15 protein-coding genes and 1 pseudogene are annotated in these 17,753 nt (G+C 36.0%); 4 read left to right on the top strand and 12 right to left on the bottom strand.

Annotated elements, in window-relative coordinates; translation table 11 throughout:
• Window positions 1-106 precede the first annotated feature (106 nt).
• Window positions 107-352 (top strand): GIY-YIG nuclease family protein, encoded by a 246-nt coding sequence (locus EKM05_RS11505; RefSeq protein ID WP_126555408.1) that lies wholly within the window; start codon window positions 107-109, stop codon window positions 350-352.
• A 198-nt stretch (window positions 353-550) separates the two neighbouring features.
• Window positions 551-1,495, top strand: coding sequence for a thioredoxin-disulfide reductase (gene trxB / locus EKM05_RS11500; RefSeq protein ID WP_126456237.1), 945 nt, complete (start codon window positions 551-553; stop codon window positions 1,493-1,495).
• 115 nt (window positions 1,496-1,610) lie between these two features.
• Here the strand turns inward: trxB and EKM05_RS11495 are convergent, their stop codons facing one another.
• The 5 genes from EKM05_RS11495 to EKM05_RS11475 form a co-directional block, all read right to left on the bottom strand.
• Complete coding sequence (locus EKM05_RS11495) at window positions 1,611-2,444, bottom strand: GIN domain-containing protein (protein ID WP_126555406.1); 834 nt, start codon at window positions 2,442-2,444, stop codon at window positions 1,611-1,613.
• A gap of 86 nt (window positions 2,445-2,530) precedes the next feature.
• Window positions 2,531-3,271, bottom strand: coding sequence for a head GIN domain-containing protein (locus EKM05_RS11490; protein ID WP_126456241.1), 741 nt, complete (start codon window positions 3,269-3,271; stop codon window positions 2,531-2,533).
• 2 nt (window positions 3,272-3,273) lie between these two features.
• Window positions 3,274-5,007, bottom strand: a complete 1,734-nt coding sequence (locus EKM05_RS11485) for a PspC domain-containing protein (RefSeq protein ID WP_126555403.1) — start codon at window positions 5,005-5,007, stop codon at window positions 3,274-3,276.
• A gap of 2 nt (window positions 5,008-5,009) precedes the next feature.
• A complete protein-coding gene (locus EKM05_RS11480; protein WP_126456245.1) occupies window positions 5,010-5,342 on the bottom strand; it encodes a PadR family transcriptional regulator in 333 nt (110 codons plus the stop codon).
• 271 nt (window positions 5,343-5,613) lie between these two features.
• On the bottom strand, window positions 5,614-6,069 hold the full coding sequence (locus EKM05_RS11475; protein WP_126456247.1) for a DUF4870 domain-containing protein: 456 nt from the start codon (window positions 6,067-6,069) through the stop codon (window positions 5,614-5,616).
• Window positions 6,070-6,302: 233 nt separating this feature from the next.
• Here EKM05_RS11475 and EKM05_RS11470 point away from each other — a divergent pair, with 233 nt between their 5' ends.
• Entirely contained in the window at window positions 6,303-6,755 is a 453-nt protein-coding gene (locus EKM05_RS11470) for a DUF4442 domain-containing protein (protein WP_126555400.1), read from the top strand.
• 279 nt (window positions 6,756-7,034) lie between these two features.
• On the opposite strand, the gene EKM05_RS11465 is transcribed toward EKM05_RS11470, so the two are convergent.
• From EKM05_RS11465 to EKM05_RS11445, 5 genes and pseudogenes are all read right to left on the bottom strand, one after another.
• Window positions 7,035-7,595 carry a DUF6642 family protein gene (locus EKM05_RS11465; protein WP_126461601.1) on the bottom strand — a complete coding sequence of 187 codons (561 nt, stop codon included), beginning with the start codon at window positions 7,593-7,595 and terminating at the stop codon, window positions 7,035-7,037.
• A gap of 386 nt (window positions 7,596-7,981) precedes the next feature.
• A complete protein-coding gene (locus EKM05_RS11460) occupies window positions 7,982-9,517 on the bottom strand; it encodes a M20/M25/M40 family metallo-hydrolase (protein ID WP_126555397.1) in 1,536 nt (511 codons plus the stop codon).
• A 367-nt stretch (window positions 9,518-9,884) separates the two neighbouring features.
• Entirely contained in the window at window positions 9,885-10,103 is a 219-nt protein-coding gene (locus EKM05_RS14675; RefSeq protein WP_231507379.1) for a GDCCVxC domain-containing (seleno)protein, read from the bottom strand.
• 51 nt (window positions 10,104-10,154) lie between these two features.
• Window positions 10,155-10,499 (bottom strand): annotated as a pseudogene (locus EKM05_RS14670) (MerC domain-containing protein); the annotation flags it as partial.
• Window positions 10,500-11,900: 1,401 nt separating this feature from the next.
• Window positions 11,901-12,245: a hypothetical protein gene (locus EKM05_RS11445; protein WP_126555390.1), complete on the bottom strand. Its 345-nt coding sequence runs from the start codon at window positions 12,243-12,245 to the stop codon at window positions 11,901-11,903.
• A gap of 670 nt (window positions 12,246-12,915) precedes the next feature.
• Between EKM05_RS11445 and EKM05_RS11440 the strand changes: the two genes are divergently transcribed.
• The gene (locus tag EKM05_RS11440) at window positions 12,916-14,322 is read left to right on the top strand and encodes an APC family permease (RefSeq protein WP_126555387.1); all 1,407 of its coding nucleotides are present in this window, start codon (window positions 12,916-12,918) and stop codon (window positions 14,320-14,322) included.
• Window positions 14,323-14,729: 407 nt separating this feature from the next.
• Here EKM05_RS11440 and EKM05_RS11435 read toward each other — a convergent pair whose 3' ends face one another.
• Together EKM05_RS11435 and EKM05_RS11430 are read right to left on the bottom strand one after the other, a co-directional pair.
• Window positions 14,730-16,178, bottom strand: coding sequence for a glyceraldehyde-3-phosphate dehydrogenase (locus EKM05_RS11435; protein ID WP_126461404.1), 1,449 nt, complete (start codon window positions 16,176-16,178; stop codon window positions 14,730-14,732).
• 160 nt (window positions 16,179-16,338) lie between these two features.
• The gene (locus EKM05_RS11430) at window positions 16,339-17,739 is read right to left on the bottom strand and encodes a trypsin-like peptidase domain-containing protein (protein WP_126555384.1); all 1,401 of its coding nucleotides are present in this window, start codon (window positions 17,737-17,739) and stop codon (window positions 16,339-16,341) included.
• Window positions 17,740-17,753: the final 14 nt, after the last annotated feature.

The raw sequence follows: 17,753 nt of genomic DNA, 5'->3' as shown, positions 1-17,753 counted from the left end.
AGGAGCAAAAAACTATAGTTTTCTACTCCTTTTTATTAACAATTAATTTTTAAAAAGACTTTTTCAGTGCCCTCCAAGTGTGTTCGGCTTTTTTTATTTTATAAATATGTACATTGTATACATAATTCAGAGTGAAATTACTTTTAAATATTATGTTGGTCAAACGGACCATCTTACAAATAGATTATACCGGCATAATTCTGGATTTAGTTTGTCTACAAAATCTGGGAAACCATGGTGTTTGATTTATGAAGTTGAACTTCCAACACGATCAGAGGCAATGATTTTAGAGCATAAAATAAAAAAAAGAGGAGCGAAAAGATACTTGGCAGACGTAGGTTTCTTTAAATAAATAGTTAGTGGCTCGGATATAGCGTCCCGTAATGGCGGGAAGACCGCAGGTTCGAATCCTGCCACCCCGACAAAAATCCATTCTGTCTCAACAGAATGGATTTTTTTATTAAAGCATAACAAAAACTGATACTTCCAGTTCTTTATTCCAGCAATAATATCTTATTTTTGCACTGTTAAATCCAAAAAAAACATCACTATGTCTGATACAATCGAAAAAATTAAATGTCTTATTATAGGTTCTGGTCCAGCAGGGTATACTGCCGCTATTTATGCTGCTAGAGCAAATATGAATCCTATTTTATACCAAGGAATGCAACCGGGTGGCCAACTAACGACTACTAACGAAGTAGAAAATTGGCCTGGTAATCCTGAAGGGATAACGGGTCCGGAGATGATGGTAGGATTGCAAGCACAAGCGCAACGTTTTGGTACGGATGTACGTGATGGTTGGGCTACAAAAGTAGATTTTTCAGGAGATATTCATAAAGTTTGGATCAATGATACAATAGAATTGCATTGCGAAACAGTAATTATTTCTACCGGGGCAACCGCTAAATATTTAGGCATGCCATCTGAACAACACTATTTAAAGATGGGTGGCGGAGTTTCGGCATGTGCCGTCTGTGATGGATTTTTCTATAGAAATCAAGAAGTAGTAATCGTGGGTGCAGGAGATTCAGCTTGCGAGGAAGCACACTATTTATCTAAACTTTGTAAAAAAGTAACCATGTTGGTGCGAAGCGAAAAATTCAGAGCATCGAAAATCATGGAAGAGCGCGTTCGCAAAACAGAGAATATCACCATATTGATGAATCATGATACTGTTGAAGTGTTAGGAGATGAGCAGGTTGTTACCGGAGTAAAAGCTTTAAATAAAACAACTAATGAAGTTTTTGATATTCCTGCCACTGGTTTCTTCGTAGCTATTGGTCACAAACCAAATACAGATATCTTCAAAGATTTCATTTCATTAGATGAAACGGGTTATATTATCAACACTCCCGGAACTTCAAAAACGAATGTGGAAGGCGTTTTTGTGGCAGGTGATGCCGCGGATCATGTGTATCGTCAAGCAATAACTGCAGCCGGAACAGGTTGTATGGCCGCTCTTGATGCCGAAAGATATTTGGCCGCTAAATAATCATAGTTAGGAAAGTTAATATTGAAAAAGTCCCATTTGCCTTAGCAAGTGGGACTTTTTGTATAACATCAATCCGGTTTTTCTCCCTCTCTTTTGGAGAGGGTTGGGGAGAGGATTATTTCAATTTTTTCGCCAATTGAGCTTCATCAGTAAATTTCCGTATTTCTATTGTTGGGCTACCCAGAAGTTGAATTTCAGATTTGCCAGCGGCATCAATAATTACCGCCGTCTCCACAAATAAACTGCAGTTGGAATAACTTTCAGTTATTATGTCCGCATTTTTTGTATTGAATTTATTTCCGGTGAATGAGGCATTGTTATCCAGTCGAATCCGCATATTTGTGGCATTTCCTTCTAGGGTTGCAGCTGATTTTTGGTACAAATCTACCTTCAAATCAATTGTGGTAACTAAGGCTTTAAGTGTTGCATTTTTGCTTAATTCGACAGTACTGTTTTCAGATTTTAAATTGAGTTCTATTTTTGATTTGTCATCTGCCTGAAGTAAGAAATCCGTTGCGTTGACATTCACAAATAATTTGGAGGCATCATAGGCTTTTAGTGTAATGGTGTTTAACAAAAGCTCCTGTATCGCATTGACGGTCGATTCATCTTTGGCGGTAATGAGGTTTAATTCATTGGTATAGGTCACTCTTACAATCATTTTTTTATAGTTAACAGCTGATTTTGTTGTATAAATACGCAAGGTGTTGTCTTTTAAATCCAAAGAAATAATACCATGTAAGTTATCATCAGCCTCAATTTTTAGGGCTGTTTTTTCTCCTCTTTCCAGATGGACTTCTAGATTGTCTTCGACCAGCAGCGCTTCAAAATTGCCGACTTCTCTTTGCTCAACAGTCACTGTTTTTGATCCTTTTATTTTTTCTTTTTTCTGAGCAAATAGCAATGTAGTTGATACAAGCAGCAGGAGTATAACAGTATATTTTTTCATGGTCATTTAAATTAGTGTCTACACAAATATAAAAAAATCATCCACTTGTGATGGATGATTTCTTTATATTTTAACAAAAGTATATCTTATTCTTGGCTGATGCTCCCGCCTGAACTGGTATTTTTCTGAATCGATTTTGGCTGTATGTCGTACGTGATGTTTCCTCCGCTGGATGCCTGAGCATTTAAGCTAACGATAGGATGAACGCTAATGGACGCACCGCTGGAAACATCGGCACTAACTTCATTTGCTAATAATTTATCAGCGTTGATTTCACTACCACTTGATGCAGTTGTTTTAATCTGTAGCGCTTTCCCATTAATCGTAATGGTACTTCCGCTACTGGTGTCACAAGTAATATTGTCAGATTCGATGCTTAAATCTATCGATGCTGCACTCGAAGTATTCAATCGGATGTTCTCCCCTTTCAGGGTGTTTTTGCTCGTGATAGTCGAGCCGCTTGTTGCTTCTAATTCATCAATAACAGGCATTTTTACTGTCACTTTTTTTGATTTCATGTTGATGAAAGAATTTTTATCACACGAAATAACAAGTGTTCCATTTTCTACTTTGGTAGTGATGTGTTTTTGTAAATTATCATCTGCTTGAACAATTATTTCAATTTTATCAGATTGTTCTATAACGACATCTATGGCATTGTTAACCTCTATGCTTTTGAAAGCACCTTCAACAAGCCGCTTTTCTGTGGTGATATTTCCGCTTCCTTCTATTGCATTGAAATTAATGGAGTGGTTGCACGAACCGAATAACAAGGCTGTTAAGGCAACCAGAATGAACTTTGTAATTAAGGTGATGATTTTCAACATGACTAATTCGTTTTAATGATGATCCCGTCTTTATTTATTTTCAATCCTTTATTGGTTTTGTTTGATTTTAGGGTGTCTTTCTCTACAGTAACGCCATTGTTATTTATGGTAACCGTAACATCCGTGCTATCGTCTCGAGCGGTGCTATATACATCATTATACTCGTTTTCATCAGCGGGACAATTTAAACATTTTATTTGAGAATTTTCTACTTTGTAAATGTAATTATCTGAACTGTAGTGTAAATTGAAAAATTCATCATCAGATCTGTCGTAATTTTGTACAGAGGCATCTGGTTTTAATAACGTTCCTTCAGGTACAAATACTGTTATTTCTATTTCTTGATCTCTGTATTTATTTTTTAAATCAGTAAGTAAATAGTTGTCTAAAATCAATTGATTGCCTATTATTTTATAACCGTATTTAATTTGTTCGGCTCTTCGTTTTGCCTCTGATAACGATTTTCCTCTTGCTTCTTTTTCAATCTGAATATAAGGCAGTTTCTCCTCTGTTTTTTCGATTTTAAAACTAACTTCATTCGAATAAATAATATCTGTTCCGGTAGAATCTTGTGTTACCATGAAATCATTACGGTCTTCCACATTTTTAGCAAAATAATCATTGTGTTTGAATTTAATTAAAAGGGTGTCATTTGGATTTAAATTAAGGGTTTCTTTCTTAACCACTCTCCCATCTACGGCAAATGCACTGGCCTGTTTTATTCCAATTGATATTGCTAATGCTACTGCAATTAGCCATAATGCAAACAGCGTATATTTTGCAATATTTCCAATAGACTTCATGTTTGGGGCCAATAGCTTGAACCCTAATAATGCTAAGAAGAAGAACGGGATTCCAACAGCAAAGAACATTAACAATCCAAAAGCCCATATTGGATAATCTGTAAAATTACCTGCTTCTATAAAACCTTGCCAAGGAAAATCAATAAAAATTCCGGAACCTAATGTGAAAATACCTATTAACAAAAAAAACAGTATTGTTATTCCTGTAATAATCAAAATTACACCTAAAAATTTGGCGAAAATTTTAAAAATAGTCATGATAAAGTCGCTAAAAGAACTTCCTATTTTCCCGACACCTGTTTTTATCTGGTTGCCATACTTGTCGTAATCCACATTTTTTATTTTATCAGAAACATTTTCAAATTCTTCTCTAACTTTTTTTTCAATGTTAGAAATGGTAACCGGTTCCCCGGTCATTTCCAGTTTTTCAGTGGTAGTAACCGCCTCCGGAGTTACAATCCAAAGAATGATGTAGGCGAGAATTCCAGTTCCAAATCCAGCAAAAACCAATAAGATAAGAACGATTCTGATCCACACGGCATCTACGCCAAAATAATGCCCTAATCCTGCGGCTACTCCGCCAATCATCCCTTTTTCTTTGTCGCGATATAGTTTTTTAGTTCGTCTGTTTGAGTGGTCACTAAAACTTTGAGAACCCTTCAAGTCATCTTCAATGATGTAATCTTCCGGTTGTCCCATTACGGCGATAACGGCATCTACATCTTTCAAACCAACAACGTATTTGTCTGTTTTTTGTTTGTCATTTAATAATTCCGAAACACGCATTTCAATATCCTTGATGATTTCATCATGTCCAGACGAATTGGATATAGAACGTTTTATAGCATCAAAATAGCGCGTCAATTTTTGGTATGCATCTTCATCGATGTGAAAGAACATTCCGCCTAGGTTTATATTTACAGTTTTGTTCATGACTATTGTTTTTGGTTGGTTATTAGGTTTACGGCATCGGACAATTCCGTCCAGGTACCATTCAATTCGTTTAAAAAAGTTTGTCCAATTTCGGTCAAGCCATAATATTTTCTTGGAGGTCCTGAAGTGGATTCTTCCCAACGGTAGTTGAGCAATCCATCGTTTTTTAATCGCGTCAGCAGTGGATAAATGGTTCCCTCCACGACTAATAATTTTGCGTTTTTTAATGTGTCCAATATTTCCGATGTGTAGGCTTCTTTTTCTTTTAAAACGGATAGGATGCAAAACTCGAGAACACCTTTACGCATCTGGGCTTTTGTGTTTTCAATGTTCATAATTTCTTTTTTTGATTTTAGTGTTGATTAAACGGTTCATTTTTTGATTGCCGTGCCAGTTCTCCTTTCTGGCTCGGGTGATGATTTGTCATTGCGAGGAACGAAGCAATCTCGTATTGCATGATTCTCTTTTTCTTTTTTCGGAGCTTATTCCTGCTTTCCACTTTATCTTTACTTGCTTAAAGAAAGCAAGTAAAGGATGTCGTTTCAATCAGGGCTAGTTTGTTCGCTCCTTGTATTACGTCTGTTCTCTTTTAATCTGACTGCTTCCTTATTTAAGGAACGGAATCGTTATTGGATATTTGTATTTTTCTCCGTTTGATGTTTTAATCGAGGCATAAATAATCAAGAAGAATTCAGCCACTTTCAAAAGTCCGAAAATCAGAACGCAAATTAATCCAACCGTTAATAGTGCAATGTTGTCTTCAAGGTTGAAATTCGAAAGTGTAATGTCGTTATGATGTATCAATGATTCGAAAGAAACATTTTTGAAAGCCGAAATAAGAAATGAAGGAATTGCAATCATAATCAGCACCAAAGAGTAGATCAATAAACTCAATTGAAAATTCAACACTTGTTTTCCGTGGTGATCTACAAATTCAGATTCCTCTTTCTTGGTTGTCCAAAGAATAATTGGAAAAATATAATTTCCAAAAGGAATGAAATACTGCGTTAAAGTACTTAAATGCGTAAATGTCGCGATGTTTTTTTCAGTTGTTGTTTCCATGATTAAAAGTATATAGTAATTTCTTATGCAAATATATATCTAAAAGATAGTATCTTGTTACGCATAGTACCAAAATTTAACACAACATTAACAAACAATTTTTGTATGTACGCATAGTATTTTTTTGTAATTTAGCAAAAACCTAGCGGTAATAAACTCGCCTAAATTCAAAATCCAAAGAATAATACAGAATGGCGACACTCTATTCCCATAAAAACAAACAGTAGCTACCTATGAAACTTACAGCCTCTAAACTTAATAAATTTTTGTTTTTCAAATTACCTTCGGCATTTATCTGTGGCGTACGCGTAAAAACCATTGGTGAGAACCAGTGTATAGTTTCTGTAAAACACCGTTGGATAAACCAAAATCCATTTAACTCGATGTATTTTGCCGTGCAAGCCATGGCTGCAGAGCTTGCCACGGGTGCTTTAGTAATGTTTCAAATTCAAAAAAGCGGCAAAAAAATCTCTATGCTTGTTGCGAATAACAAAGGAAATTTTACCAAGAAAGCTACAGGCAGAATCACTTTTACCTGTAATGACGGCCATTTAATAGAAAAGGCGATTCAAGAAACTATTGCTACAGGAGACGGACAAACGTTTTGGATGAAATCCATTGGAACCGATGAAAAAGGAATTCAAGTATCCGAAATGGATTTTGAATGGAGTGTGAGGGCCAAATAAATAAATCTTTTTGAAACACTTATTCACAATCGAATCTCTTTCGTGAAGCGACCATTATGTAGAATTAGAATTTTTGGTTTAAATAGGTTACTTTTTTTGTGAAATTAGAGTACTGTTTTTTGGCTTTATCTAATAGTTCAAAACCCAGAATAAATTTGAACCCCGGAATGTGTATTTAGCTTTTGATCTGAATGAATAGAATACCCGTAGGCGTTTTAATGCGGGCGTTTATGAAATTGATAGGTACCCCGCTTTTAATTGTATATCAGCGCATCAAGATTAATAATACAATCTAAAATCGAGTAGCTGACAAAGTGCAAAGTGCTTTTCATGTAATTCGGTAACAATATCTACAACATTATCTTGCTCTTCAAATAAGCTAAAAAAAGCTTTGTCTATGGCACAGCTTGTTAATGTATTAGATGGTGCTCCATACCCGGAAACGGCACGTGCTCCGGTGATATCTAAAAAGTATTGTGCTTCTTCCGGACTTAAGTCCAATACCTTTGCATTTGCAAAATGTAAAATTTTTCCTTTCATTTTTCCTTCAAAAAGCTCTGCAATTTCCTCTAAACTATAGTAATAGTCATTGAGACAAATGGTATTTCTTTCGCCTGGCATCACTAAGTAGATTATTTCATAATTTTTAAAATTATGGTCGTCATAAAGCAATGCATTTAAGCTTTCTTCTAACCCCTCAATGGTATCACAGGTTTTGTAAATACTGGTTATACCTTGTTCAAAAGCCAATTGCTCTAAGTTTTTAATCACTTCAGTTGTGGTGGTAATTTCTGTATTAGGAACGGCTTCCAGGCAGAAAATAAAGGTATCAGAATCCATTAAATTCTGGGTGTTCGGATGGTTCATTAGTTACGAATTATTTATTGGTTCCAATAATAGTTAAAACGAGGTGCTTTAGTCTATTTTGTTTATAGCTTCTAAAAAATTTGTGATTGTTATTTGCTCAATGTTGTGGGCACAGTTTACAAAACTGCTTTCGATAGCGGATTTGCAATCCGTACCCGTAAATAATATCAAAATAATTCTAATAAAACCACTTCTAATTCACTCTCTAAACTGGCATAATTTCTTGCTGAATCATTCTCTTTTTGGGCTCGGATTGCAAATCCGCCCTATCGTTGTCCGAAAATTAAATATCCGAGTGATTAGGATTAAAAAGTATTCTCATTACATTATTTAAGTTAATGATAAGCTACCGTTTAGAGTTATTTTATCAGCATTAATGACCCCATAGTTTCTATACCATCAAACAAATTTTGAAGTCGAATGTTTTCATTTTCTGCATGCTGGTTGTTGTCATGGTTCGCTATTGGAACGGAAATGGTGTTTGTTTTTAGATATTTTTCAAATAAATATAACGGTAGACTTCCTCCCATAGTTGGTTGCAGTACAACTTGGTCTTTTGTTGTGGCTTCAACTGCAGAAATCACCTTTTTGACAATTGCTAAGTCCATGGAGGTGCGTTGCGCATTTATTCCATTTTTATCACGGATGACTTTTATAATTTTAGGGTACAAATTTCTTTCTTCATCTGTAGGTTCGTTGCTTGTGACGAAGTAGCCTTGTTTTATTATATGATCAATTACTTTTTGTTGTTGTCTTTCCCAGTCGTTCCCTAATACTAACCTCAGGTCTATAACAGCGGTAGCAGTAGTTGGAATTTGATTTGAGGCCATTTTGCCTACGTTACCACTTTGCATACCATTTATGTTTAAAGAGGGCAGGTTGATCGATTCGCTTAATGTTTTATCTCGCATTTCAGCACTATTTATACCAAGCTCAGTTTTCATCTGTTCGTCAACAGAAGGAACTGTCAATAATGCTTTATTCTCTGATAGTGTTAATGGTATTACATCATCATAAAACCCCTTTATCGTCACGCGACCATTGTTATCTTTCATTGATGCTAACAGCTGTGCTAGCATCATCGCTGGGTTTGGAGCCCAATTACCATAATGTCCGCTATGTAATGGCCTTTTTGAGGCATATACCGTAAAGTAAAGGTTTGTATCTCCTCTAACACCAAAATAAATTTGCTTTTTCCCAGACTGATGTACCGGTCCGTCGCATATTATCCATAAATCGGATTGTAAAAGGGCTTTGTTCTCTTGTAGGATTTCATCTAGGTGTGTTGAGCCCTTTTCCTCTTCTCCTTCAAAAAAGAATTTAAGATTGTAACTCGGTTTTAAGCCGCTTTTATTGATGGCGTCGTAAGCATTTATAATAGCATCAACTCCTGCTTTGTCATCGGAAGCACTTCTGGCATATATTCTCCATTCGTTATTGTATTTTCCATCTAAAGGGAAAGGAATGTTACTGCCGTTTTTATCAATAGCTGCCGTATATAACTTTGGGATAAAAGGACTCAGATTTTGATTCCATTGTTCAGGATTTACAGGTTGGCCGTCGTAATGGGCATAGAAAATCAAAGTTGTCTTTGCACCCGGTATAAGAACTTCACCGTAAACGGCTGGCGGAATATTTTTAGTTTTTCCATGTAATAACTGCACATTTTTGATACCTTTTCGATTCATCATTGACATGATGAAATCAGCATTTTTACGAAGGCTTAATGGCTCTGATGCTACGTTAGGGATACTTAAAAATTCTGAGAATTCAGTAATAATTTCGTTTGCGTTCTTTTGTGTGTATTTTTTTATTTTTAAACTTTCTACTGATTGTGCGTTAACTAGTTGTATAGTCAAAATCAAGAGTGGAATAATTAGATTAAGCTTTGTCATATAAAATAGGATTAGTTAAGTATTTAGAATATTAATTTTGCGGGCGGCTGCTACCAAATAGATATAAATTTTTCCTGCTTTTGGGTCCCTATAACCAGGATAGGCGGATTTTTAATCCGTGCCCGTAAATAATATCATAATAATTCTAATAAAACAAATTTTAATTCACTCTCTAAACTAGTATAATTTCTTGCTGAATCATTCTCTTTATGGGCTCGGATTGCAAATCCGTCCGAAGGGTCTGGATTCTCCCGTAATAAGGGGATGGGATGGACTGTGTAAAACGAGTTTCATTGTTAGTGCCACGCCACGCCACATAACTCTAACTGTTGAAAGAAGGACTAATTTATTTCATTTATTCTCGTTTTTAGCAACATCTTGTTCCAACTTGAATTGGTGGACATTTCACACTTCCGTAACTACAATATACGCAACAATCTCCTTCTAATGGTCGCAATATTGTTTTACAATTTTTACACTCGTAGAAAAATTCACAAGCATTTGTCGGCATCATTTCGTCTTTTTTGTATCCACATTTCGGACATATGATTGTCGATTTCAATTCAACAGTTTTTCCTTCATATATTCCACAAGTTTTACAATTTACGTATATTTTATTTTGATAATAATTTCCAATTGTTGCGATAAAAAGTCCAAACATTCCTGCATAAATTAAATAAGTTGAATTTTCAGATTTACTCAAATAATATCCGGAAAATATAATTATTCCGCTCGAAATTGCAATTAATAATGGATAGAAGTATTTATGTTTTCTATACGAAATATATATTCCGATAATTGAAATCAAAACCATTATTTGAAAAATCCACATTGTCCAACCTCCGAATAATTCTAAACTTCCAAGCCCAAGTGCTGATGCTCCAAATGCAAAAAGAGGAAAACAACAAGGTGAGAAAATTGCAGTTAGAAAAAGTCCAAATGTTCCAAGTTTGTCAATATTATTTATAAGTTTAAATTTCATTTTTTTTATTTTCTTTTTTTGACTTTTCTTTCGGTTTCTCTTTCGCGCAAGTCTTAGTGCCAAGGTCAGTTGTTTTTCCGATGGGTCTGGATAAAAACCTCCAAGCGAACTGTATTTTTGTAGTCACTGAGTGAATATAAGTAAGTCGAAAGTTTAAAAGTCGTAAAGTCAAAAGAATTAACTTTAAGTAAAACAGCTTTAAATCAGATTTTTACATGATTTTATCCTGATTTTAAAATACGACATTATACCATAGTTATTACTTATGTGATTTAAACTACACTAAAAATTCTTTTTTTTAAAACGGACTGTTTATTCATGAAATAAAATAAGTCACACAAAGTATTAAAAAATAACGACCAGCCCATTCTATATTATTTCAACAAACATCTTATGTTGTTATAGCTTTATACTTTGTAGCGATTTTTTGTTATTTGCTTAATGTTGTGGGCACAGTTTACAAAACTGCGCTAACTATTGTGGCATATCAGCGCTATCGGGTTTCTTGCCAAATTATTAAACATGATAGCGCGGATTTTCAATTCGTGCCCGTAAATAATATCATAATAATTCTAATAAAAGAAATTCTAATTCACTCTCTAAACTAGTATAATTTCTTGCTGAATCATTCTCTTTGTAGGCTCGGATTGCAAATCCGCCCTATCGTTGTCCGAAAATTAAATATCCGAGGGATTAATATAATCGTTGTCCGAAAAAATCAGATGTCCGAGCGATCGGGTCCAATTTTCACGCTTTGTTCTAGTACTAAAGCGGGTTTGGGCTTAAATTGCTTATTTAAAATATTTTTAATTACAGAATAGGAATTCCTATCCAATGCATAATAAGCATTATTACAACAGTTATTCCAAAACTGCACAAAGTTAGAATACGCCAATAAACAGACCTTCCATTCCCAAATCTCCAAATTCGTTCACCAGTTTCTTCTCTTTGTGATTTCATAGTTAATTTCGACAATATATATGTTGAAATAATAATAATAAAAACAGCAATTAACCAAAACTTTATCATAATTTATATTTTTTAAAATATCATTAAATTCTCTCGAATTTCTTAAAATTACCGCCAACTGCTTTGTAAACTTTCTGCGGAAACAACTGCTTATTTTCAAATCGAAATTACCTGCGTAATTTCGGCATAACTAGCCAGTAACGTTATGCCACTTTGAGATGGCTGGAAGTTCGTAACCTCTTAATTTTCGGCTTAACGAAAACTTGATGCGAAACGATAATTCCACTAAACTCCAGCTAGCTCAAAATGGTTGTTACTGGAGGCTTTTTTTTGTCGAAATAGCAATTAAACCTTAAACTTTTCAAGTTTCTGTTGTCAAACTCCAATTTTAGGCTTCTAATTTACGGTTAATATATTTTTTAAGGGCTATATTTATTTCAATAAATACGCTTCTAATATTTCAGTGTTATCAAAATGGGTTCTGTCAATATCATTATTATTTTTCAATATTCTATTTTCATAAAAAATGTTTTCAGGATATTCAACCAAGTTTTCTTTTAATCTAACGTTACATTTAGGACAATAATTTTCTTTATATGTCTCAATATTTTCAATTTGTACTGATTCAAGCTGTGCAACAAATATTTCTCCACACTTTCTGCAACAATAAGTTTTAAAACCATATCCATGACCAGAAGTAATTACTAATCCAGTAATATTATTTATTCCATCAATTGTAAATAATTCTTTCTTAAATCTAAATTTTCTTAATTCCATATATTTGTTCGTTTAGAACTTTTGCGCTTCTTTTTTTCAGGTTTCAACTTTTCAGGTTTCCGCTGTCAGATTCCAATTTTAGCACTTCTGTTTGTTTTTCAAGCTTCCGCTGTCAAATTCCAACTTTCAAGTTTCTGCTTTATAAATTTTCTGCGGAAACAAATGTTAATTTTCAAATTGTTTCTACCTGCGTAATTTCGGCACAAGTCTCCAGTAACTTGTATACACTCGCTATAAAATAGCGTCCATACACCCAAAATCAGGTAGATTGTCGCTATTGCTTGTCTTTTTTTATATTCTTTCAAATATATTAAAATTTTCTTACAGTTTTTATACAAAAAAACAAACGTTATAGTTAGTGCGGTTTGCGTGAGGGAGGGAAGCGGCATCCTTTATTTTCTTTCTTTAAGAAAATAAAGATATAGCGTACCGTCCGACCCAAAGTGGCGAGGAGGAACGACAAAGCTGCTGCAGGGTCACGCCCAAAGGAACAACTACACTCTTAACCACTCACCACTCACTTTTCACGATTCACTTTGTTGTCACTTTCTCAGTCCTTTTTATGAAATTTCCAAAAAAAGTATATCTTTAGCCAATTAAAAACCCAAAACCCAAAACCCAAAACCCAAAACCCAAAACCCAAAACCCAAAACCCAAAACCCAAAAAAACATGGAAGACCATAAACCAGACGATTTTAAAAGAGAATTAGGATTACTCGACGGAACCATGCTTGTGGTGGGTTCTATGATAGGTTCCGGGATATTTATTGTGAGCTCGGATATGGTGCGACAGCTGGGTTCTGCCGGTTGGTTGATTGCCATGTGGGTGCTTACAGGAACGATTACCGTGATTGCTGCCGTGAGTTATGGTGAGTTGAGCGCGATGTTTCCTAAAGCGGGCGGGCAGTATGTGTACATCAAGGAAGCCTACGGGAAACTGGTGGGTTTTTTGTACGGTTGGAGTTTCTTTGCGGTGATACAAACCGGTACCATTGCTGCCGTGGGTGTGGCTTTTGCCAAATTTGCCGCCTATTTATACGCGCCTTTAAGTGATAAGAATATTTTATATGAGATAGGGGATTTTAAACTCAATGCCGCCCAGATTGTGTCTATTTTCACGATAATTTTGTTGAGTTACATCAACAGCCGTGGGGTAAAAAACTCTAAGATTTTACAGACGGTTCTGACGGTTATCAAAATTCTGTCGTTGGCAGGTTTGATTATTTTTGGTTTTATGGCTGCCAAAGCAGAAGTTTGGGACGCGAACTGGAACAATGTCTGGACGTCACAAGCCCTGAATGTGGAAACGGGTTCGTGGTTGCCTATTAGCGGAACGGCGTTGATATCAGGAATTTCGGCAGCACTAGTAGGTTCAATGTTCTCTAGTGTGGCTTGGGAAGGAGTAACTTTTATAGCTGGAGAAATAAAAAATCCAAAACGTAACGTGGGATTGAGTTTGTTTTTAGGAACCTTAATCGTGAGTGTGATTTATATTTTGGCTAACTTGATGTACTTGGCTGTAGTGCCTTTGTATGAAATTGCTACGGCCGAATCAGATCGTGTGGCTGTTGTGGCTTCGCAACGTATTTTTGGTTCGGTGGGAACATTAATAATTGCGGTGATGATTATGATTTCGACTTTTGCCTGTAACAACGGATTGATTATGGCGGGTGCCAGAGTGTATTATACGATGGCGCAAGATGGTGTTTTCTTCAAGAAAGCTGCTGAATTGAATCATGCCAGCGTTCCGGCTTGGTCTATCTGGGCGCAGTGTATCTGGGCTTCGGCGTTGTGTTTGACAGGGAAATATGGGGATTTATTGGATTTTGTGGTTATCATCGTTTTGATATTTTATATTCTGACTATTCTCGGAATATTTATTCTGCGCAAGAAAATGCCAGATGCTGAAAGACCGTATAAAGCTTTTGGATATCCATTTTTACCGGCACTGTATCTAATTATCGCGACAGCAATTTGTATAGCCTTGTTGTTTACCAAAACCAGTACAAGCGGTTGGGGTGTTTTGATTATGCTGATTGGTATTCCGGTGTATTATTTGACAAAAGCTAAGGAATAGTTTTTTTAATTATGAGTTATGAATTTGCGGATGTTAAATCGAATTTTCAAATAAGACTTTTTAAAAAATCAGTAAAAATCTGCTAAAATCCGCATCATCTGCGTGCCAATTCAATACAGTAATGACAAATTAACACACATAAATCCGCTAAAATCCGCGTCATCAGCGTACCAATTCAACACAGTAATAACAAATTAACACACATAAAAAATCCGCTAAAATCCGTGTCATCTGCGTGCCAATTCGGTGTAATAGGAACAAAAAAATCCGTCTCGTTTTTCCTAACGGGACGGATTTTCTATTGAATTCAGGCTGGGTTGCGGTTGTTCCAAATTTAAAACTAAGGGGACTAAAACTAAAACTAAAAAAAAATTACAATCGCAAATCCACAACCTGTAAACGGCAGGCTAGTAATACGTAAAACGCCTTACTTTGGCAATGTATTTAGCCAATCTAATAACTTGATGGCTGTAGCCGTATTCGTTGTCGTACCAAATGTACAACACAATATTTTTTCCGTCTTTTGAAACAATGGTGGCGTTGCTGTCATAAATGGCAGGCTGCGATGTGCCGACGATATCCGATGAAACCAATTCGTTATTCATCGAATATTTGATTTGCTCGACTAATTCGCCTTCCAATGCATATTTTTTCATGATAGCATTGATTTCTAACAGCGATGTTTCTCTGGATACTTCCAGATTCAAGACGACCAAAGAGCCATTAGGAACCGGTACCCGAATGGCATTCGACGTTAATTTTCCCTCTAATGAAGGCAATGCTTTTGCAACAGCACTTCCGGCACCCGTTTCGGTAATCACCATATTCAAAGCGGCGGCTCTTCCACGACGGTATTTTTTGTGCATGTTGTCCACAAGATTCTGGTCGTTTGTGTACGCATGGATGGTCTCCAGATGTCCTTTGACAACGCCCAAAGTATCCTCAACAGCTTTCAAGATTGGCGTGATAGCGTTCGTAGTGCACGATGCCGCCGAAAAGATATTGATTTCATCCGGGTTGTATTCGTTGTGGTTTACGCCATGAACAATATTAGGAACTCCTTTTCCTGGAGCGGTAAGTAATACTTTTTCCACACCTTTGGAAACCAAATGGCGGCTTAGTGCTTCGTGTGTGGTAAAAGCACCCGTGTTGTCAATAACCAATGCATTATCGATTCCAAAAAGCGTATAATCAATTTCTTCAGGTCCGTTTGCCGTAATAATGTGTACAGTGGTTCCGTTGATAATCAAAGCATTATTTTCAGGATCAGCCGTTACGGAGCCTTGAAAATCACCATGAATCGAATCGTAACGCAATAAAGAAGCTCTTTTTTCAAGAGAATTAGCATCATTTTTATCGCGTGTTACGATGGCACGCAATCGCAATTGACTTCCTTTTCCGGTTTTCGACATTAATTCTCTGGCTAATAAACGACCAATGCGACCAAAACCATACAGCACCACATCTTTTGGTTGAATTTCCTCTGAATTTTTGGCATTTTTTAATTTGTCAATGACAAAATACTTGGCGTCAGGATATGTATCTTCTTCTAAACCATATTCGTACGTCAGTTTTCCAATGTCTAATTTTGCAGGCGGTAAATTCAATTCTAAAATCGCTTTTGCAATTTTAACCGAATCAAATACTGAAATGGGTTTGCCTACAAATTCAGCCGCATATTCATGCAGGTTGATAATATCACTAACATTCCTGTCGATTAGCGGGTTTCTAAATAAAACCATCTCAATGGATTTATCATACCATAAATCGCTGATAATTTTAATCAGTTTTACTCCTGCACGTCGCCTGTCGGCTTGAAAAGAAACTTCCTTTTCGTATAAAGTTGTAGTTGCCATGTTGAAAATTTAATGAAAATAAAGGATTGTATTTTTTAAAATTTGGCGCAAAAATACCCATTTCAATCGATTTCGTAAGCTATTTTTGGATTTATTTTAAAAATAAAAAAGCCACCCTGAAATATCAAGATGGCTTTGGTTTTTTTAAAACAGGAATGCGCTAGAGAATTACACGCATGACTTCTCCGTTTTTAGTAATCATTTCGATGCGTATGGTTTGGTTTTGCTCTTTTTTACTTAAAAGTTGGGATACCGTTGCAACATCCGTAGCTTTGACATTGTCAATACTCAAGATAATATTTCCCACCAGCTCGTCTTCGTATTGCTTCAGATTTTGGCTGCTTATGGATTTGATTCGCACGCCATAATCGATTTTGAATTTCTGCTTGTCAGCAGCCTCAATATTTTCTAATTCGATGCCTTTAAACTCCGCGCTGAAAAATTCATTTTTGCTAAGCACTACAGGAGCTACTCTTGTTTTTCCATCTCTGATATAGGTAACCTGTATTTTGTCATTGGGTCTTTTCGTATTGATGTATCCGGAAAGATCCGCAAAAGTAGCCACATTTAATTCGTCTAATTTGATGATGACATCTCCTTTTTCAAGTCCTGATTTTTCAGCACCAGAATTTTTGGTGACTTTATTAATGTAAAAGCCTTGTGTTTGATTGATTCCCAGTTCTTTAGAAGTCATGCTATTTAGTTCGCCTCCTTCAACCCCAAGAATTCCGCGTTGTACATTCCCGTATTCCATGAGATCCTCAATGATTTTTCGGGCAATATTCGAAGGAACTGCAAACGAATAGCCTACATAAGAACCGGTCATGGAGGAAATCATCGTGTTGATTCCGATCAGTTCACCACGCGTGTTCACTAAGGCACCACCACTATTTCCGGGGTTTACCGCAGCATCTGTTTGTATGAAAGACTGAATTCCGCTGGTGCCTAAATCTCTGGCTTTCGCCGAAACAATTCCGGCTGTTACCGTAGAGGTTAAATTATACGGATTTCCGACAGCCAAAACCCATTCACCCACTTTCACCGAATCAGAATTGGCAAAAACAGTATACGGTAATTTTTCATTCGCATCAATTTTCAACAAGGCAATATCCATTTTAGAGTCGGTTCCAATAAGTTTTGCCATGTATGATTTTTTGTTGTTTAAGGTGATTTCAATTTCTGATGCGCCTTTGATGACGTGATTATTGGTCACTATATAACCGTCCTCAGAAATGATTACTCCGGAACCCGTTCCCACTTGTTCCTGGGATTGTCCGCCTTTATACCCATAAAAATATTCTAAAATAGGATTGGTAATCGTTCTGCGGGAGACGTTTTTTACGTGTACCACCGTATGAATTGTTTTTTCTGCAGCCTCGGTAAAATCAAGAATCTCGGGAGACAGTCCGACTTTCGTTTCATACGAATCAGATGCAGCTGTTACCAAGGCATTTTTTTCACTGGAAAAATACCCATTGGTATCAAATAATAATTTGTAAGCGCCAAGTGTGACTCCCCCACTCAACAACGAAACCAAAAAAAGAGTTGAAATTTTTTTCATATGTAGATAATATT

Source organism: Flavobacterium sp. GSP27, from assembly GCF_003970395.1.
In the GTDB taxonomy this organism is placed as follows: domain Bacteria; phylum Bacteroidota; class Bacteroidia; order Flavobacteriales; family Flavobacteriaceae; genus Flavobacterium.
Note: the sequence above shows the minus strand (reverse complement) of the source record. Positions and strands in the feature narration are given on the sequence as shown.

Coding starts and splice junctions, on each gene's coding strand:
- trxB (WP_126456237.1), top strand. CDS start 551: ATGTCTGATACAATCGAAAAAATTAAATGTCTTATTATAGGTTCTGGT.
- EKM05_RS11470 (WP_126555400.1), top strand. CDS start 6,303: ATGAAACTTACAGCCTCTAAACTTAATAAATTTTTGTTTTTCAAATTA.
- EKM05_RS11445 (WP_126555390.1), bottom strand. CDS start 12,245: ATGGAATTAAGAAAATTTAGATTTAAGAAAGAATTATTTACAATTGAT.
- EKM05_RS11430 (WP_126555384.1), bottom strand. CDS start 17,739: ATGAAAAAAATTTCAACTCTTTTTTTGGTTTCGTTGTTGAGTGGGGGA.
- EKM05_RS11490 (WP_126456241.1), bottom strand. CDS start 3,271: ATGTTGAAAATCATCACCTTAATTACAAAGTTCATTCTGGTTGCCTTA.
- EKM05_RS11435 (WP_126461404.1), bottom strand. CDS start 16,178: ATGGCAACTACAACTTTATACGAAAAGGAAGTTTCTTTTCAAGCCGAC.
- EKM05_RS11460 (WP_126555397.1), bottom strand. CDS start 9,517: ATGACAAAGCTTAATCTAATTATTCCACTCTTGATTTTGACTATACAA.
- EKM05_RS11480 (WP_126456245.1), bottom strand. CDS start 5,342: ATGAACATTGAAAACACAAAAGCCCAGATGCGTAAAGGTGTTCTCGAG.
- EKM05_RS11505 (WP_126555408.1), top strand. CDS start 107: ATGTACATTGTATACATAATTCAGAGTGAAATTACTTTTAAATATTAT.
- EKM05_RS11440 (WP_126555387.1), top strand. CDS start 12,916: ATGGAAGACCATAAACCAGACGATTTTAAAAGAGAATTAGGATTACTC.
- EKM05_RS11495 (WP_126555406.1), bottom strand. CDS start 2,444: ATGAAAAAATATACTGTTATACTCCTGCTGCTTGTATCAACTACATTG.
- EKM05_RS11475 (WP_126456247.1), bottom strand. CDS start 6,069: ATGGAAACAACAACTGAAAAAAACATCGCGACATTTACGCATTTAAGT.
- EKM05_RS11485 (WP_126555403.1), bottom strand. CDS start 5,007: ATGAACAAAACTGTAAATATAAACCTAGGCGGAATGTTCTTTCACATC.
- EKM05_RS11465 (WP_126461601.1), bottom strand. CDS start 7,595: ATGGATTCTGATACCTTTATTTTCTGCCTGGAAGCCGTTCCTAATACA.